The following is a 16,194-nucleotide window of genomic DNA, read 5'->3' on the forward strand; positions in this document are numbered from 1 at the left end:
TCCTTGGGTTATTCCGTGCTGATGGGGCGCCCGGCGTGGTGCAGGGCGTCCTTCAGGCGGCGGTTGAAATCGTTCAGTTGGAAGCGTTTTACCTGGCCACGCAGGCTCTGCACGTAGCTGGCGCTCTGCGGTTCGTGCTGCTCCAGCCAGTCGAGTTTTTCCAGAATGCCTTTGACGTAACCCAGCTCGCCCAACTCGTAGAGGGCATTGAGGGCGGCCACCGACGGCGCAATCAGCGGCGCCAGCGGGCCGGGCAGCGGTTCGGCGCGTTTGAGCCATTGCAGCTGCAGGTGGGTCTTGATCTTGTCCAGCAGTGCCGGGATGTACACCGGCTTGGCCAGGTAGTCGTTGCACTCGGCCTCGACGCTGCGTTCGCGGTCGTCGGCAAAGGCGTTGGCCGAGACCACGATGATCGGCGCCTGCGACAGCGCGTTGCGGCGGATCAGGTGGCTGGTTTGCCAGCCGTCCATCTGCGGCATGGCCAGGTCCATGAGGATCAGGTCGGGCTGGCGCTCGGCCACCAGGCGCACGGCCTCCAGGCCGTTACTGGCCTGCAGCACCTGAAAGCCCAGGGGTTCGAGCATGCCGGCGAGTACTTGGCGGTGCTGCTGGTGGTCGTCGACCACCAGGATCAGTTGGCGACGGCCCTGGTAGCCGATGATGTTGTGCTCCACATGCACCACTGCCTGCGGCACCCGCACCTCGGAGAGAAACAGCCGCACCTGAAACTGGGTGCCCTGGCCGGGCTGGCTCTTCACCGAAAGTTCGCCGCCCATCAGCGAGATCAGCAGCTTGGTGATGGTCAGGCCGAGGCCGACGCCGTTGTCCTGGCGCAGCGGGTCGCCGCGTTCGAACGGCTGGAAGATGCGCTCCAGCTGCGCCTCGGGGATGCCGATACCGCTGTCGCTGATCTCGAAGGTGGCCGTCTCGCGGGCATAGCTGACGCGCAGGCCGACGATGCCCTGCTCGGTGTAGCGCACGGCATTGCCGAGCAGGTTGATCAGGATCTGGCGGATGCGCTTCTCGTCGCCGCGTACCACTGCGGGCATCCGCCCTTGCAACTCGAAGTGAAAGCGCAGGCCCTTCTCTTCGGCCTGCGGGCTGAACATCCGCTGCAACTGCTGGAGGAACTCCGGGAAGGGAATTTCGCTGGGCTCCAGATTGAGCTTGCCGACCTCGATCTTGGCCACGTCGAGCAGGCCGTCGATCAGCGACAGCAGGTGCGAGCCGCTGCGCAGAATGGTCGCCAGGGCGTCCTGCTGTTGCGGTGGGGTGGCGGCATCGCGCTGCAGAATCTGGGTGTAGCCGAGCATGCTGTTGAGCGGCGTACGCAGCTCGTGGGACAGGCCGGTGACGTAGCGGCTCTTGGCCGCGTTGGCGGCTTCGGAGGCTTCCTTGGCTTTTTGCAGCTCCTCGTCGGTGCGTTGGTGCGCTTCGATTTCCTGCATCAGCAGATGGGTCTGGCGGCTCGATTCCTCCTGCGCCACGTGCCGGCTTTCGCGGGTCAGCACAATCCACCAGGCGAGCACGGCGGCAAACATCGAGAGAGTCAAAAAAGCCTTGAGAAACGCCAGGTACAAGGTCTGCACCGCATCGCCGGCATTCTCGCCGAGGCCCTGGGCAACTTGGCTGTAGATCAGCGCGAAGGCGCAGAACAACAGGCTGACGATGACTGTCAGTACCCCCAGGTAATGGGCCAGGCGGGTGTGCAGGCGCGGGATGCTGGCGTTGGGCAGCACCCAGCGAACCAGGTCGTCGAACTGCTCAGCCAGCCGCGCCCGTGGTTTACACAGGTCGTTGCAGCGCGCATCCAGCGAACAACACAGCGAGCAGATTGGTGCGCCGTAGGCGGGGCAGAAGGCCATGTCTTCCACCTCAAAGCCATTGCTGCACAGCACGCAGGCAATCTTTTTCTGCTGCATGTGCGGGTAGAGCAACTCGCTCGGGCTTTGCCGGGCAATGTAGAAACGCCCGCGGGTCAGCACGGCCAACAGCGGAGCAATGAACAGCGCCGAACCGAGGGCTACCAGCGGCGAGGCGGCCTGGGCCAGTTCGCCGAACAGCCCGCCGTGGGCCAGCACCGACAGCAGCGAGGCGCTGAGCATGGCGCCAACGCCCACCGGGTTGATGTCGTACAGGTGCGCGCGCTTGAACTCGATATAAGAGGGCGACAGGCCCAGGGGCTTGTTGATCACCAGGTCGGCCACCAGGGCGCCGATCCAGGCGATGGCAATGTTGGCGTACAGGCCGAGGACCTGTTCGATCACATCGAATACGCCCAGCTCCATCAGCATCAGGGCGATGGCGACGTTGAACACCAGCCAGACCACGCGGCCCGGATGGCTGTGGGTGACGCGGGCAAAGAAGTTCGACCAGGCCAGGGAGCCGGCATAGGCGTTGGTTAGGTTGATCTTGATCTGCGAGACGATGACGAACAGCACCATCGCTCCCAGCGCCCACTCCGGCGAGGAGAACACATAGCTGTAAGCCACCAGGTACATCTGCGTGGGCTCGGCGGCGCGCTCCATGGGGATTTCGTGCTGCAGGGCGAGAAACGCCAGGAAGGCGCCGCCGAGCATTTTCAATGCGCCGGGGATGATCCAGCCGGGGCCGGCCATCAGCATCGCCGCCCACCAGCGCTTGCGGTTGGCGCGAGTTTTTTCCGGCAGAAAGCGCAGGTAGTCGACCTGTTCGCCAATCTGCGTCACCAGCGCCAGGGCCACGGTACAGGCGGCGCCGAACGACAGCAGATCAAAGCTGCCACCTTCGCCTTCCCGGCCGGCAAAGCTGGGCAGGTCGCTCAGAGCCTGCGGGTTCTTGATGATCACAAACACATACGGCAGCAACAGCAACAGCAGCCACACCGGCTGGCTCCAGACCTGCAAGCGATTGATCAGGGTGATGCCATAGGTCACCAGGGGAATGATCAGGATCGAACAAAGCACATAGGCCAGCGCCAGCGGAATCTCGAAATACAGCTCCAGGGCCAGGGCCATGATCGCCGCTTCGAGGGCAAAGAACAGGAAAGTGAAACTGGCGTAGATCAGCGAGGTGATGGTCGAGCCGATATAACCAAAGCCGGCGCCGCGGGTCAGCAGGTCCATGTCCACGCCGTAGCGCGCGGCGTAGTAACTGATGGGCAGGCCGGTGAGGAAGATGATCAGGCTCACCGCCAGAATCGCCCACAGGGTATTGGTGAAGCCATAGCTCAGGGCCAGGGCGCCGCCGATGGCTTCCAGGGCCAGGAACGACACGGCGCCCAGGGCGGTGTTGGCGATGCGCAGCTCCGACCACTTACGAAACGATTTTGGGGTAAAGCGCAGGGCGTAGTCTTCCAAGGTCTCGTCGGCGACCCAGCGGTTGTAGTCGCGGCGGATCTTGGCAATCCGTTGCGTGCCGTTGCTCAGCATGAAGGCGATCCTGGCGAGTAGATGCAAGGCGCGCTGCAACATCCATGCCCCAAACTGGACGCCCACAGTGGCGCGGGTTAGCGCCAGTTCTCGGGCTGGCGATGGGTGTGTCGCGCCCCAATCTGGTGCGCGCATCGCTACGTCAGATGACGTATGCCGTTACGTCAATCTGCGTATACCCCGGCACCCCCGGCAAACGCATCCTTGCTGCGAAGCCGATCCGCACCCATCAGGGCCGCCGGTGAGGATAACCAGCAGAGGAGCAAGACCATGGATTCACAACTGACGGGTGCGAAACGCTTACTTCCCCGCCGGCTGGCGCTAGGTGCCGCGGCACTCTCGTTGCTGGCGGCCAGTGTGTTCAGCCAGAGCGTGCTGGCGGACGCGGCCAACACCACCGGCCTGGCCATTACTGATACCGAAGTGACGGTCGGCCAGCTGCACTCGGCCACCGGCACCATGGCCATTTCGGAAACCGGCTCGATCCAGGCTGAGCGCCTGGCCATCGAACAGATCAACGCCAGCGGCGGCATCCTCGGTCGGCAGATCAAGGTGATCCAGGAAGACGGTGCCTCCGATTGGCCAACCTTCGCCGAGAAAGCGAAAAAACTGCTGGTCGGTGACAAGGTTGCCACCGTGTTCGGCTGCTGGACCTCGGCCTCGCGCAAAGCGGTACTGCCGGTGTTCGAGAAGGAAAACGGCCTGCTCTACTACCCGACCTTCTACGAGGGCTTGGAGCAGTCGAAGAACGTCATCTACACCGGCCAGGAAGCCACCCAGCAGATTCTGGCCGGCCTCGACTGGATCGCTAAAGAGAAGGGCGCCAAGAGCTTCTACCTGATCGGCTCGGACTACATCTGGCCACGCACCTCGATGAAAATCGCCCGCAAGCACATTGAAAACGTGCTCGGCGGCAAGGTGGTGGGCGAGGACTACTACCCGCTCGGCAACACCCAGTTCGGCTCGCTGATCAACAAGGTCAAACTGAAAAAGCCTGACGTGGTGTTCACCGCTGTGGTCGGTGGTTCCAACGTGGCCTTCTACAAGCAGATGAAAGCCGCTGGCGTGACCGCGAAGAAACAAAACGTGCTGACCCTGTCGGTGACCGAGGATGAATTGCTCGGCATTGGTGGCGAGAACATGGAAGGTTTCTACGCCTCGATGAAGTACTTCCAGAGCCTCGACAACCCCAACAACAAAGCCTTCGTTGAAGCCTTCAAAGCCAAGTACGGCAAAGACTCGGTGATCGGCGACGTGACCCAGGCCGCCTACCTCGGCCCATGGTTGTGGAAAGCCGCGGTGGAAAAAGCCGGCAGCTTTGACGTCGACAAAGTGGTTGCCGCTTCCCCTGGCATCGAGCTGAACACCGCCCCTGAAGGCTACGTCAAAGTCCACGACAACCATCACCTGTGGAGCAAGACCCGCATCGGCGAAGTGCTGCCAACCGGTCAATTCAAAGTGGTGTACGAGTCGGGCCTGATCGAGCCGAACCCGTTCCCTAAAGGCTACCAGTAACCTCCGTTTACCCCTGCGGCCAGCCTTGGTCGCGGGGGTTTTAAACCTTCCTCTCGCCAGGAGAGCAGCATCATGGAATGGCTATCGGAATTTGGTGCCATCGCGGCCATGCAGGGTTTCAACGGTCTGTCCGTGTTCTGCGTGTTGCTGCTGATGGCGTTGGGGCTGGCGATTATTTTCGGCCAGATGGGCGTGATCAACATGGCCCACGGTGAGTTCCTCACCATTGGTGCCTACACCACCTACGTGCTGTCGAGCTTGACCGAGCAATACGCGCCCGGTTTCCAGCCGTACTACTTTTTTCTCGCCATTGTCCTGTCGTTCCTGATTGCCGGGGCGATTGGCTGGCTCGCCGAATGGGCGATGATCAGCAAGCTGTACCAGCGACCGCTGGACACCTTGCTGGCGACCTGGGGCTTGTCGCTGGTGATGCAGCAGGCGTTCCGTTCGATCTTCGGTGCACGGGAAGTCAGCGCCACCTTGCCGGACTGGTTGATGGGCTCGTGGAACCCTAGCGAAAACGTCGACATCCCCCTTAACGGCCTGTTCGTGATGGCCCTGACCTTTGTCCTCACCGCGACCATCTTCCTCATGCTCTACCGCTCGCGCTGGGGCTTGCAGGTGCGCGCCACCATGCAGAACCGGGTGATGAGCCGCGCCGTGGGGATCAACACCAAGAAGGTCGACCGCATGACCTTCGCCCTTGGCTGTGGCGTGGCCGGTGTGGCCGGTGCGGCGTTCACCACCATCGGCTCCACCGGGCCGACGGCCGGTTCGCTGTACATCGTCGACACCTTCCTAGTGGTGGTGTTCGGCGGCGCGTCGAGTTTGTTCGGCACCATTGCCTCGGCCTTTGCGATTGCCCAGACACAGTCGATCTCGGAATTCTTCATGAGCGGCTCGATGGCCAAGGTGCTGACGCTGTCGACAGTGATTGTGATCCTGATGCTGCGCCCGCAAGGGTTGTTCTCCATCAAAGTGCGTAAGTAAGGGGACGGCTGATGAACCCGACACTGAATAAATTTATCGGCGGCAAGCAGGGGGCGATTGGCCTGCTGGTGCTGGCCGTGCTGATCCTGGTGGTGTTCCCGCTGGCGCTGGATGCCTTTCGCCTGAACATGGTCGGCAAGTACCTGACCTACGCCTTCGTCGCGGTGGGGCTGGTGCTGTGCTGGGGCTATGGCGGCATTCTCAGCCTTGGCCAGGGGGTGTTCTTTGGCCTCGGCGGCTACTGCATGGCGATGTTTCTCAAGCTTGAAGCCTCCGACCCGGAAAGCACCAAAATCCAGTCCACCCCCGGTATTCCGGACTTTATGGACTGGAACCAGATCACCGAGCTGCCGCTGCTCTGGCAGCCGTTCCACAGCTTCAGCTTCACCCTGCTGGCGGTGATTGCGGTGCCGGTGATCCTGGCCCTGATCATCGGTGTGGCGATGTTCAAACGCCGGGTCGGCGACGTGTACTTCTCCATCGTCACCCAGGCGATTGCGCTGATCCTCACCGTGCTGATCATCGGCCAGCAAGGCCTGACTGGCGGGGTGAACGGCATCACCGACCTGAAGACCTTGCTGGGTTGGGACATCCGCGACGACAGCTCGAAGATGATCCTCTACTTCATCAACGCCTTCCTGTTGTTCGGCTGCATCCTGCTTGGCCGCTTCATCCTCTCGTCCAAGCTTGGCCGCCTGCTGATGGCCATGCGCGACAAGGAAGAGCGGGTGCGCTTCTCCGGCTACGACGTGGCCAGCTTCAAGATCTTCGTCTACTGCGTAGCAGCGGCGTTCTCGGCCATCGGCGGGGCCATGTTCAGCCTGCAGGTGGGCTTTATGTCGCCCAGCTTCGTCGGCATCGTGCCGTCGATCGAGATGGTCATCTTCGCGGCGGTCGGTGGGCGTATGTCGCTGCTCGGCGCGGTGTATGGCGCGCTGCTGGTCAACTACGGCAAGACCTACTTTTCCGAGACCTTCCCCGAGCTGTGGCTGTACCTGATGGGTGGCCTGTTTATCGCCGTGGTCATGTATTTCCCCAACGGCCTGGCCGGCGTCTGGGAAAGCCACGGGCGTAAGCACCTGGAGAAGTTACTGCAACGGTTTGAGCGCAAGTCGGTCGCGCCGGTTGCGGCGGTTAGCCCGGCTCAAACGCCTGCCCCTGAAGCCAAACAACTGGAGACCACCCTATGACTGCCACAGGTTTTCAGATGCCCAAACCGGTGCTGGCCATTGAGGGCCTGACCGTTTCCTTCGACGGCTTCAAGGCGGTCGATGACCTCAACCTGTATATCGACCGCAATGAAGTGCGCGTGGTGATCGGCCCCAACGGTGCCGGCAAGACCACGGTGCTCGACCTGATTTGCGGCAAGACTAAATCCACCACCGGCAGCATCCAGTTCGAGGGCCGGGAACTGACCAAGATGCGCGAGTTCGACATCGTCCGTGCCGGCGTCGGGCGCAAGTTTCAGAACCCGTCGATCTACGAAAACCTGACGGTGTTCGAGAATCTGGAAATGTCCTTTCCCAAGGGCCGCAACGTGTTCGGCGCGCTGTTTTTCCAGCGCACCGCCGAGGTGGTTGCACGGGTTGAGGAAGTGGCGGCGGAGATCTTTCTCGGCGACCTGCTACAGCAACAGGCCGACCTACTGTCCCACGGCCAGAAGCAGTGGCTGGAGATCGGCATGCTGCTGATGCAAGACCCGGCGCTGCTGATGCTCGATGAGCCGGTGGCCGGCATGAGCGTCAACGAGCGGGTACAGACCGCCGACCTGCTCAAACGCATCAGCCAGGGCCGTTCGGTGCTGGTGATCGAGCACGATATGGAGTTTGTAAAAAGCATCGCCCACAAGGTCACGGTGCTGCACCAGGGCAAGGTGCTGGCCGAGGGCAGCATGGAGTCGGTGCAGAGCAATCCGAAAGTGATTGAGGTGTATCTGGGGCATTGAGCCTTGCTCCCCTCTCCCGCTAGCGGGAGAGGGGCTGGGGGAGAGGGCCGCAGGCGACGCGGTGTGGCTGGAAAGCCCTCTCCCTAACCCTCTCCCGTAAACGGGAGAGGGGACTGTTTCGTAGGCTGGGTTACGAGTCGCGTAACCCCTTGGTATCGAGCAAGAGGCAGACCTATGTTCACGATTTCCAACCTCGCCTCCGGCTATGGCCAGAGTCAGATTCTGCATGACCTCAACCTCAACGTGGCCAAGCGCGAGATCGTCGCGGTGATGGGCCGTAACGGCATGGGCAAGACCACCTTGTTCAAAAGCCTGATGGGCATCCTGCCGCAATGGGGCGGGCAGATCAGTGTCGACGGCTGCGATGTGTCCAAGCTGGAAACCCACCAGCGGGTGGCCAGCGGTATCGCCTATGTGCCCCAGGGGCGGATGATTTTTCCGAGTATGAGCGTGCTGGAAAATATCCAGACCGGCCTGCCGGCGTCGGCCCGTGGCCAGGTGCCGGAAGACCTTTACGCGCTGTTCCCGGTGCTGTTCGACATGCGTGCGCGCAAGGGCGGCAACCTCTCCGGCGGTCAGCAACAACAGCTGGCGATTGCCCGCGCCCTGGCGACCAACCCCAAGGTACTGCTGCTCGATGAACCCACCGAGGGCATTCAGCCGTCGATCATCAAGGACCTGGCGCGCACCCTGAAAGAGATCCGCAACCTGCGTGACCTGACCATCGTGGTGTCCGAGCAGGTGCTGTCGTTCACCATGGAAATCGCCGACCGTTTCCTGGTGATCGAGAAGGGCAAGTTCGTGGTCGAGGAGAGCCGCGACAAGGTCGACGAGGCGAGCATCAGTCGCTATTTGTCGGTGTAATGGCTCACCCTGCGTAGCCCGGATGCAATCCGGGGCGGGTATACGATTTGCCCCGAATTGCATCCGGGCTACGGCATCATTTTCCTGTTTTACGGCTGGCGTGTTGTTTATGCGCCGGCCGCTTTTTCGTGCCGCCTGAAAACAGCTGAAAGCCCCGCCATTACTGAGTTTCCGGCATACGTCATTCAGCGTATTTCCTCCCGCCGGGCATCGTTCAAGACTAGCTCCGTACTCCGGCGCCGTGGCGCCAAGTCTCCCTCAATGGTCCCAGGAGCTTTGTCATGACCGATACCCTGATCAAGGTCGACCTCAACCAGGCCGCCACCGAAAACGAGCAGATTCACAACCGTTGGCACCCGGACATTCCGATGGCCTGCTGGGTCAAGCCGGGCGACGACTTCATCCTCGAAACCTACGACTGGACCGCCGGCGCGATCAAGAACAACGACGACGCCAGCGACGTGCGCGACGTTGACCTCTCCACCGTGCACTACCTGTCCGGCCCTGTCGGTGTGCATGGTGCTGAGCCCGGTGACCTGCTGGTGGTCGACCTGCTCGACATCGGCGCCAAGGCTGAGTCGCAGTGGGGCTTCAACGGTTTCTTCTCCAAACAAAACGGCGGCGGCTTTCTTACCGACCACTTCCCGCTGGCGCAGAAGGCCATCTGGGACTTCAAAGGCATGTTCACCAGTAGCCGGCACATTCCTGGGGTGAACTTCGCCGGATTGATCCACCCCGGTCTGATCGGCTGTCTGCCGGACCACAAGATGCTGGCCGACTGGAACAAGCGCGAGCAGGAGCTGATCGACACCAACCCGACTCGCGTACCGCCCCTGGCCAACGCACCGATGGCGCCGACCGCGCACATGGGCAAGATGAAGGGCGAGGCCCGCGACCTGGCCGCGCTGACCGGCGCACGCACCGTGCCGCCGCGTGAGCATGGCGGTAACTGCGACATCAAGGATTTGTCCCGCGGCTCGAAGATCTTCTTCCCGGTGTATGTGAACGGCGCCGGGCTGTCGGTGGGTGACCTGCACTTCAGCCAGGGCGATGGCGAAATCACCTTCTGCGGCGCCATCGAAATGGCCGGCTGGGTGCACATGAAGGTCGAGCTGATCAAAGGCGGGATGGCCAAGTACGGGATCAAAAACCCGGTGTTCAAACCCAGCCCCATCACGCCCAACTACAAGAACTACCTGATCTTCGAAGGCATCTCGGTGGACGAGGCCGGCAAGCAGCACTACCTGGACGTCAACATTGCCTACAAACAGGCCTGCCTGAATGCCATCAACTACCTGACCAAGTTCGGTTACTCGCCGGCCCAAGGCTATGCGCTGCTCGGCTCGGCGCCGGTGCAGGGGCATATCAGCGGCGTGGTCGACATCCCCAACGCCTGCGCCACCTTGTGGTTGCCGACGGAGATCTTCGACTTCGACATCAACCCCAACGCCAACGGTCCAACCAAGTTCCTCGACGGCAGCATCGACCTGCCCATCGCCTACGACAAGTAAGCGGGAACCCATGACGTAGGTTGGATTGAGGAGCGAGGCGACGAAGCCCAACGAGCAGCGTCACTCACCGTTGGGCTTCGCTGCGCTCAACCCAACCTACGCCGACAGAGGAAGACAGCATGCCCATCTATGAATACGACTGCGCTGACTGTGGGGACTTCACCCAGTTGCGGCCCATGGCCGATCGCGACCAGGCCTGCGCCTGTCCTTACTGCGGTGGCGTCAGCCAGCGGGTGATTCTTTCTGCGCCAGGCCTGGCGACCATGGCCGGCAGCCAGCGCCGCGCCCATGCCGCCAACGAGCGCAGTGCCAACGCGCCACAGACGGTCGAGGAATACGCCAGCAAACGCAAACACCCCAGTGGTTGCAGCTGTTGCGGGCCGAGCAAACCGCTGGCGCCGAGCAAAGCCAATCCCCATGCGATGAAGGGCAAGATGGGTGGCCGACCCTGGATGATCAGCCACTAACAGGCCGTTGAAAAACTACCTACGTTGCCGATACGGCGTTAAAAACAGGCTCAAAATGCTCATTTACAGCAGTAAACTCCGCTTTTTCGCCTGTTTTTGCCTTGTCTCGGCTGCCTCGCCTACATTTTTCAACGGCCTGCTAAACACCGCTAGTTTTTCCAGATGATAGGTACGGCCAGCAGCGCTATACCGATTACCCAGATCAGCCACAGATCGCTGACCAGATAGGAATACCCCAACAACGCCAGGCCGCTGAAGAACGCGGCCTGGCGTTGTTGCTTCTTGCCGTACATGAGATAGCCGACGCCAATCGAGCTGAACAACAGGCCGCTGAGCAGGGTTGCCGTGTCCATCTGTGCCTCCCGCTTACTGTTGCTTGGTCAGCTCTTGTTGCAGGCGTTGCTGATTCACGGCATTGGCCTGGTTGATCTGCTCTTGCAGCTGTTTGGCCTGCTCTTGCAGTTGCTGCGCTTGCTTGGCTTGCAGGCTGGCGCTGGTGGCGGTTTCGCCCAGGCCGCAGGCGCTCAGGCTGATTACGGTAAACAGGCCAAGGCTGAGGCGTAAAAGGGACATGGGGCGCTCCGCAGGATGGAATTACAGGCGCCAGATTAACAGCCGCGAGGAACGCCAGTCGTGCAGCTCAATCAACTGATCGGGCGCTACGTCGGGAATCGCGAAGGTGTTGCTGATCAACAGCGCGCCTGGGCTCATTTCGCCGCGGGCCTTGGCCCACAAACGCGGCATCGGCGCTGGCGAGAGGAAGCAATAGACCACGTCAAAACCGCCCAGCGGTTGCTGCCAGAGGTTGCGGTAGCGGATCTGGCAATTGGGTCGCAGCAGGCAGCGCAACCAGGCCAGGAGGAACACCAGTGGTGCGGTTTCCACCCCGGCGAAGTGCGCCTGCGGGTAGCGCCGCGACAGTTGATACAGGCTGCCAGCCAGGCCGCAGCCGAGGTCGATAAAGCGCAAATTGGCCGGCAGCGCTTGCAGCAGTTGTTCCAGCTCAGCGATGGTTTTTTGCCCGCTCAGGTACAGCGGCACCCGCTCACGCAGGCTGTTCCAGTTCAGCAGCAACAGCAGCACAAAGGCGCCGAGTAACAGCATCGGCGGCAGTTGTTGACCATTGAGGGCGAGCAGGGCAGGTACGAACAGCAGGTTGATCGGTAGCCACCAGGACGACAAGCCCAAGCGCTGGCCGAGCAAGGCCGCCAGCAACCCTTGCAACAACCCGGCACCGAGCAGGCTGGGGCGATAGGCGAACAGCTGCTGAGCCATCAGCATCAGTCCCAGCACCAACAACGCCGCCCCCAGCTGAGCCAGCAAGGCGCGCGGGGCAGGGTGAGGCAAGGCTGGCGGTTGTTGCAGTGCTGTCATCGGGCGGGTCCGCTGTGGCTAGCGGCAATCCTAGCATTTAAGCGCGGCGGGTAACGCGCGTTGGGCGCTACAGCGTTTTGGAGCTGTGTTTGCCTGGCTTCGCGGTCAAGACCGCTCCCACAAATATTAGACACGCCTCGATCTCTCGGTCCCGTCAGGAGGCCGAGTGGAGGTGCTGTGTAGAGGGGCATTTGGCAGGGATGCCAAATGAGGAGCGATGGGCCAGGGATGGCCCACCGTGACGACCCTCGGAACAGTGCCGTAGCGAGGGAAGTTTCGCGCAGCGAAACCCGGATGTCGGGTGCGCTTTCTCTTTGGTTACTTTCTCTTTCGCGCAAGCAAAGAGAAAGTAACTCGCCGTAAGGGCGAAACCAGTAGGCGCTGAGCATGCAAAAGCTAATGGATGCCTCGTCAGCAAAGGGCACTAGCCATAGCGCTTCTTCGCTTCAATCGCCAGGCCGCTGCCGATGCTGCCGAACACATTGCCTTCCACATGCCGCGCATTGGGCAGCAGGGCGGCGATCTGCTGGCGCAGGGCCGGGATTCCACTGGAGCCGCCGGTGAAAAACACCGTGTCGACCTGCTCGACGCTGACCCCGGCGTTGCCCAGCAGTTGGGTAACGCTGCCACGTACGCGCTCCAGCAGATTGCCGATGGCGGCGTTGAAGCCGGCGCGGGTCAGTTCGACACCCAGCTCCGCCTCGATGCGCTCCAGGGACAGGTGCAGGCGTTCGGTTTCGCTGAGGGCGATCTTGCTGTCTTCAACCTGCATGGCCAGCCAGTGCCCGGCGCGCTGTTCGATCAGCTTGAACAGGCGGTCGATGCCGGTCGGGTCGAGGATGTCGTAGCGCATGCTCTTCAGCGCCAGCTGGGATTTTTGTGCGTACACCGCGTTGATGGTGTGCCAGGTGGCCAGGTTGAGGTGCACGCTGGTGGGCATCGGCGCGTCGCTTTTCATTCGGCTGCCGTAGCCGAACAGCGGCATCACCGCTTGCAGGCTGAGCTGTTTGTCGAAGTCGGTACCGCCGATGTGCACGCCGCCGGTGGCGAGGATGTCGTCATGGCGTTCGGCGACCATGTGCCGCTCGGGCGCCAGGCGGATCAGCGAGAAGTCCGAGGTGCCGCCGCCGATGTCGACGATCAGCACCAGTTCTTCCTTGCTGATGGTGCTTTCGTAGTCGAAGGCTGCAGCGATGGGTTCGTACTGGAACGACACGTCCTTGAAACCGATGCTCTTGGCCACGCCTTCGAGGGTGTCGGCGGCTTCTTTGTCGGCCTTCTCGTCATCGTCGACGAAGAACACCGGGCGGCCCAGCACCACCTGCTCGAACGGCCGCTCGGCAATCACCTCGGCGCGCTGCTTCAACTCGGCGATAAACAGGCCAAGGATCTGCTTGAAGGGGACGGCGCTGCCGAGCACGGTGGTTTCGCTTTTCAGCAGCTTGGAGCCCAGCAGGCTTTTCAGCGAGCGCATCAGCCGGCCTTCGTAGCCTTCCAGGTACTCGTGCAGGGCCAGGCGGCCGAACACCGAGTGGCGTTCTTCGTAGTTGAAGAACAGCACTGACGGCAGGGTGATCTTGCCTTCTTCCAGGGGCAGCAGGGTCGGCGCTCCGGGGCGCAGCCAGCCGACGGTGGAGTTGGACGTGCCGAAATCGATGCCCAGGGCATTGGCGGGAAGGTCGAGACTCATACGACGAGTGTTCCGGAAAAAACGGCCGCGCAGTGTATGCGAGAGCGTCGCCGGGTGCTTGGCCAATTGTCGTTTGTTATATGCGCAGTCGAGGTATCGGGTTGGGCGGCTGTCGTGGCCCGGATCACCGTTCGTCAGTTGCCGCTCTGCGGCGCCGACCAGGCGCCTTCAGCCCTTCGTTCGTTTGGGTCATGCCCCGGCTAGACTGCGTCTAGAGTGCCGTAACGGAGCGGTAACAGCCCAGGCACGGGAGTCTTCAATGAGAATGCAAAGATGTTTGCTTTTGTCTGTCTGCGCGTGGCAGGTGCTGCGCCTGCAGGCGGCTGACTTGCGGCTGTACACCGAAGAGAATCCGCCGCTGAATTACAGCCAGGATGGCCAGCCGGCGGGGTTCGTGGTCGAAGTGGTGCAGGCGTTGTTGGCTCGCAGTGGTGATAGCGCGCGCATCGAACTAGCGCCCTGGACCCGCGGTTATAACCTAGCCAAGAGCCAGGCCAATGTCGGGCTGTTTGCCACTGCCCGTGGTGCCACGCGTGAAGCGTTGTTCCAGTGGGTTGGGCCGCTGGTGCAGGCGCGCACCTGTTTTTACTCGCACCAAGACTCGCCCTTGCGCATCAACAACCTGGCCGATGCGGCTCGCGATGGCCGCCTGGCCGTGCCGCGCCAGTGGTACAGCCACGAGTACCTGAGCAGCCAGGGGCTGAACAACATCTTTACGGTCACCACTCCGGAAAAGATGATGACCATGTTCCAGAACCAGCGCATCAACCTGCTGGTTGCCAGCGACGTGGCCTTGCCGCAGATGCTGGCTCAGCACGGCATGGAGGCGAGCGCGGTGAAGCGTCAGCTGTGCTTTATGCAGAATCAGTCGTACCTGGCGTTCTCTCTGCAGACCGATGCGGCCATCGTCAACCGCTGGCAGGACAGTCTGCAGGCGATGCGCGCTGATGGCAGTTTTGCCCGCATCCACGAACGCTGGTTTCCCGGCCGGCCCTTGCCGGATGCAGTGCGGGTCGAGACTGTGCCGTTGGCGGATCGCTAGCAACAGGCTCAGGTAGTGGCGGCACGTCGCCACTCCAACGACTGGGCTGGCGTGAACCCGCCGTTTCTGCAGGCGTCGACTGCCTGCAACAGCGCGCCAGCGCTGGCAATAGGTCTTTGGTATGTGTCTTGCCAGGGCAAACGGACGACTCACCTTAGCTCCCATGTTGCTGGAATCGCCCATGTCCCGAATCTCACACCATCAGCTCCGCCTTGATCTGCGCGCGTTGTTCAGTGGCACTTGCTGCTATCACACCGCCTCGGTGTTCGACCCCATGTCGGCGCGCATCGCCTCTGACCTCGGTTTCGAAGTCGGCATTCTCGGTGGCTCGGTCGCCTCCTTGCAGGTCTTGGCTGCGCCGGACTTTGCCCTGATCAGCCTCAGCGAGTTCGTCGAGCAGGCCACGCGCATCGGTCGTGTCGCCCAGTTGCCGGTGATTGCTGATGCCGACCATGGCTATGGCAATGCCCTCAATGTGATGCGCTGCGTGGTCGAGCTGGAACGTTCTGGCGTCGCCGCCCTGACCCTGGAAGACACCCTGTTGCCAGCCCAGTTCGGGCGCAAATCCACCGACCTAATTGGCGTCGACGAGGGCGTCGGCAAGCTGCGCGCGGCGCTGGAGGCGCGGGTCGACAGTGAGCTGGCGATCATCGCCCGCACCCATGCCGGCGTGTTGGCGGTCGAGCAGGTGATTGAGCGCACCAGCGCCTATCAGCAGGCCGGTGCCGATGCCATCTGCCTGGTGGGTGTGCGCGACTTCGAGCACTTGGAACAGATTGCTGTTCATCTGCGGGTGCCCTTGATGTTGGTGAGTTACGGCAATCCGGCGCTGCGCGACGATGCGCGCCTGGCCAGCCTCGGCGTGCGCATCGTGGTCGACGGCCATGCGGCTTATTTTGCCGCGATCAAGGCCACCTACGACTGCCTGCGCCAGCAGCGCCAGCTGGCTTGCGGCAATGATTTAAGCGCCTCGGAGCTGGCGCACAAGTACACCCAGCCCGAGGACTACTTCGTCTGGGCGCGGGAATTTATGGACGTGCAAGAGTAAGTACCAGGCTTGTAAAAGGTCGTCGATGCGCCCATACCTGAGCCTTCACAGGCATTCAGTGGGAGAACGGCATGGCTGGTGGTTGGGCCAGTGACGGGGCGGTGCAGGAGCAGATCGACAGCAGCATTGAGGACGCCATCCAGCGCGCTCGCAGTCAGCTGCCGACGGGCGAAAGCCTGAGTCATTGCGCCGAGTGCGAGGCGCCCATCCCCGAGGCGCGGCGTGTGGCGATCCGCGGTGTACGTTTGTGCGTCAGCTGCCAGGCGCAGTTGGACCAGCAGCAGTCCGTGAGCGCCGGTTACAACCGCCGCGGTAGTAAGGACAGCCAGCTGCGCTGA

Annotated in this window: 15 protein-coding genes; 10 read left to right on the forward strand and 5 right to left on the reverse strand. The window is 62.0% G+C overall.

What is annotated here, in order from left to right; translation table 11 throughout:
* Window positions 1-8: 8 nt before the first annotated feature.
* Window positions 9-3,410: a hybrid sensor histidine kinase/response regulator gene (locus AC56DI_RS17240; RefSeq protein WP_496347237.1), complete on the reverse strand. Its 3,402-nt coding sequence runs from the start codon at window positions 3,408-3,410 to the stop codon at window positions 9-11.
* 270 nt (window positions 3,411-3,680) lie between these two features.
* Between AC56DI_RS17240 and urtA the strand changes: the two genes are divergently transcribed.
* The 7 genes from urtA (at window position 3,681) to AC56DI_RS17275 (ending at window position 10,702) form a co-directional block, all read left to right on the forward strand.
* A complete protein-coding gene (gene urtA, locus AC56DI_RS17245) occupies window positions 3,681-4,925 on the forward strand; it encodes an urea ABC transporter substrate-binding protein (protein WP_496347238.1) in 1,245 nt (414 codons plus the stop codon).
* A 72-nt stretch (window positions 4,926-4,997) separates the two neighbouring features.
* The gene (gene urtB / locus AC56DI_RS17250) at window positions 4,998-5,915 is read left to right on the forward strand and encodes an urea ABC transporter permease subunit UrtB (RefSeq protein WP_496347239.1); all 918 of its coding nucleotides are present in this window, start codon (window positions 4,998-5,000) and stop codon (window positions 5,913-5,915) included.
* A gap of 11 nt (window positions 5,916-5,926) precedes the next feature.
* A complete protein-coding gene (urtC, locus tag AC56DI_RS17255) occupies window positions 5,927-7,105 on the forward strand; it encodes an urea ABC transporter permease subunit UrtC (RefSeq protein ID WP_496347240.1) in 1,179 nt (392 codons plus the stop codon).
* On the forward strand, window positions 7,102-7,860 hold the full coding sequence (gene urtD, locus AC56DI_RS17260; RefSeq protein WP_496347241.1) for an urea ABC transporter ATP-binding protein UrtD: 759 nt from the start codon (window positions 7,102-7,104) through the stop codon (window positions 7,858-7,860). Before urtC ends, urtD begins: the two co-directional genes overlap by 4 nt.
* A gap of 174 nt (window positions 7,861-8,034) precedes the next feature.
* Window positions 8,035-8,724 carry an urea ABC transporter ATP-binding subunit UrtE gene (gene urtE, locus AC56DI_RS17265; protein ID WP_496347242.1) on the forward strand — a complete coding sequence of 230 codons (690 nt, stop codon included), beginning with the start codon at window positions 8,035-8,037 and terminating at the stop codon, window positions 8,722-8,724.
* A 281-nt stretch (window positions 8,725-9,005) separates the two neighbouring features.
* Entirely contained in the window at window positions 9,006-10,235 is a 1,230-nt protein-coding gene (gene fmdA, locus AC56DI_RS17270) for a formamidase (protein WP_324517201.1), read from the forward strand.
* A 119-nt stretch (window positions 10,236-10,354) separates the two neighbouring features.
* Complete coding sequence (locus AC56DI_RS17275) at window positions 10,355-10,702, forward strand: FmdB family zinc ribbon protein (protein WP_422589576.1); 348 nt, start codon at window positions 10,355-10,357, stop codon at window positions 10,700-10,702.
* A 149-nt stretch (window positions 10,703-10,851) separates the two neighbouring features.
* On the opposite strand, the gene AC56DI_RS17280 is transcribed toward AC56DI_RS17275, so the two are convergent.
* From AC56DI_RS17280 to AC56DI_RS17295, 4 genes are all read right to left on the reverse strand, one after another.
* Window positions 10,852-11,055, reverse strand: coding sequence for a hypothetical protein (locus AC56DI_RS17280; RefSeq protein WP_496347243.1), 204 nt, complete (start codon window positions 11,053-11,055; stop codon window positions 10,852-10,854).
* 13 nt (window positions 11,056-11,068) lie between these two features.
* A complete protein-coding gene (locus AC56DI_RS17285; protein WP_496347244.1) occupies window positions 11,069-11,275 on the reverse strand; it encodes a hypothetical protein in 207 nt (68 codons plus the stop codon).
* A 21-nt stretch (window positions 11,276-11,296) separates the two neighbouring features.
* Window positions 11,297-12,076: a class I SAM-dependent methyltransferase gene (locus tag AC56DI_RS17290; RefSeq protein WP_496347245.1), complete on the reverse strand. Its 780-nt coding sequence runs from the start codon at window positions 12,074-12,076 to the stop codon at window positions 11,297-11,299.
* 424 nt (window positions 12,077-12,500) lie between these two features.
* Window positions 12,501-13,766, reverse strand: a complete 1,266-nt coding sequence (locus tag AC56DI_RS17295) for an Hsp70 family protein (protein ID WP_422589573.1) — start codon at window positions 13,764-13,766, stop codon at window positions 12,501-12,503.
* Window positions 13,767-14,049: 283 nt separating this feature from the next.
* Here AC56DI_RS17295 and AC56DI_RS17300 point away from each other — a divergent pair, with 283 nt between their 5' ends.
* The 3 genes from AC56DI_RS17300 (at window position 14,050) to AC56DI_RS17310 (ending at window position 16,194) form a co-directional block, all read left to right on the forward strand.
* A complete protein-coding gene (locus AC56DI_RS17300; RefSeq protein ID WP_496347246.1) occupies window positions 14,050-14,808 on the forward strand; it encodes a substrate-binding periplasmic protein in 759 nt (252 codons plus the stop codon).
* Between the two features lie 181 nt (window positions 14,809-14,989).
* A complete protein-coding gene (locus tag AC56DI_RS17305) occupies window positions 14,990-15,856 on the forward strand; it encodes an isocitrate lyase/PEP mutase family protein (RefSeq protein WP_496347247.1) in 867 nt (288 codons plus the stop codon).
* 71 nt (window positions 15,857-15,927) lie between these two features.
* Window positions 15,928-16,194, forward strand: coding sequence for a DksA/TraR family C4-type zinc finger protein (locus AC56DI_RS17310; RefSeq protein WP_324517209.1), 267 nt, complete (start codon window positions 15,928-15,930; stop codon window positions 16,192-16,194).

The organism is Pseudomonas sp. BGA-UO-ETr-WB11, assembly GCF_059567785.1.

Bases quoted from the DNA above. Each gene is read 5' to 3' on its own strand.
- urtD (WP_496347241.1), top strand. From the start codon at position 7,102: ATGACTGCCACAGGTTTTCAGATGCCCAAACCGGTGCTGGCCATTGAG.
- AC56DI_RS17310 (WP_324517209.1), top strand. From the start codon at position 15,928: ATGGCTGGTGGTTGGGCCAGTGACGGGGCGGTGCAGGAGCAGATCGAC.
- AC56DI_RS17285 (WP_496347244.1), bottom strand. From the start codon at position 11,275: ATGTCCCTTTTACGCCTCAGCCTTGGCCTGTTTACCGTAATCAGCCTG.
- urtC (WP_496347240.1), top strand. From the start codon at position 5,927: ATGAACCCGACACTGAATAAATTTATCGGCGGCAAGCAGGGGGCGATT.
- AC56DI_RS17275 (WP_422589576.1), top strand. From the start codon at position 10,355: ATGCCCATCTATGAATACGACTGCGCTGACTGTGGGGACTTCACCCAG.
- urtE (WP_496347242.1), top strand. From the start codon at position 8,035: ATGTTCACGATTTCCAACCTCGCCTCCGGCTATGGCCAGAGTCAGATT.
- fmdA (WP_324517201.1), top strand. From the start codon at position 9,006: ATGACCGATACCCTGATCAAGGTCGACCTCAACCAGGCCGCCACCGAA.
- AC56DI_RS17240 (WP_496347237.1), bottom strand. From the start codon at position 3,410: ATGCTGAGCAACGGCACGCAACGGATTGCCAAGATCCGCCGCGACTAC.
- urtA (WP_496347238.1), top strand. From the start codon at position 3,681: ATGGATTCACAACTGACGGGTGCGAAACGCTTACTTCCCCGCCGGCTG.
- AC56DI_RS17290 (WP_496347245.1), bottom strand. From the start codon at position 12,076: ATGACAGCACTGCAACAACCGCCAGCCTTGCCTCACCCTGCCCCGCGC.
- AC56DI_RS17295 (WP_422589573.1), bottom strand. From the start codon at position 13,766: ATGAGTCTCGACCTTCCCGCCAATGCCCTGGGCATCGATTTCGGCACG.
- AC56DI_RS17280 (WP_496347243.1), bottom strand. From the start codon at position 11,055: ATGGACACGGCAACCCTGCTCAGCGGCCTGTTGTTCAGCTCGATTGGC.
- urtB (WP_496347239.1), top strand. From the start codon at position 4,998: ATGGAATGGCTATCGGAATTTGGTGCCATCGCGGCCATGCAGGGTTTC.
- AC56DI_RS17305 (WP_496347247.1), top strand. From the start codon at position 14,990: ATGTCCCGAATCTCACACCATCAGCTCCGCCTTGATCTGCGCGCGTTG.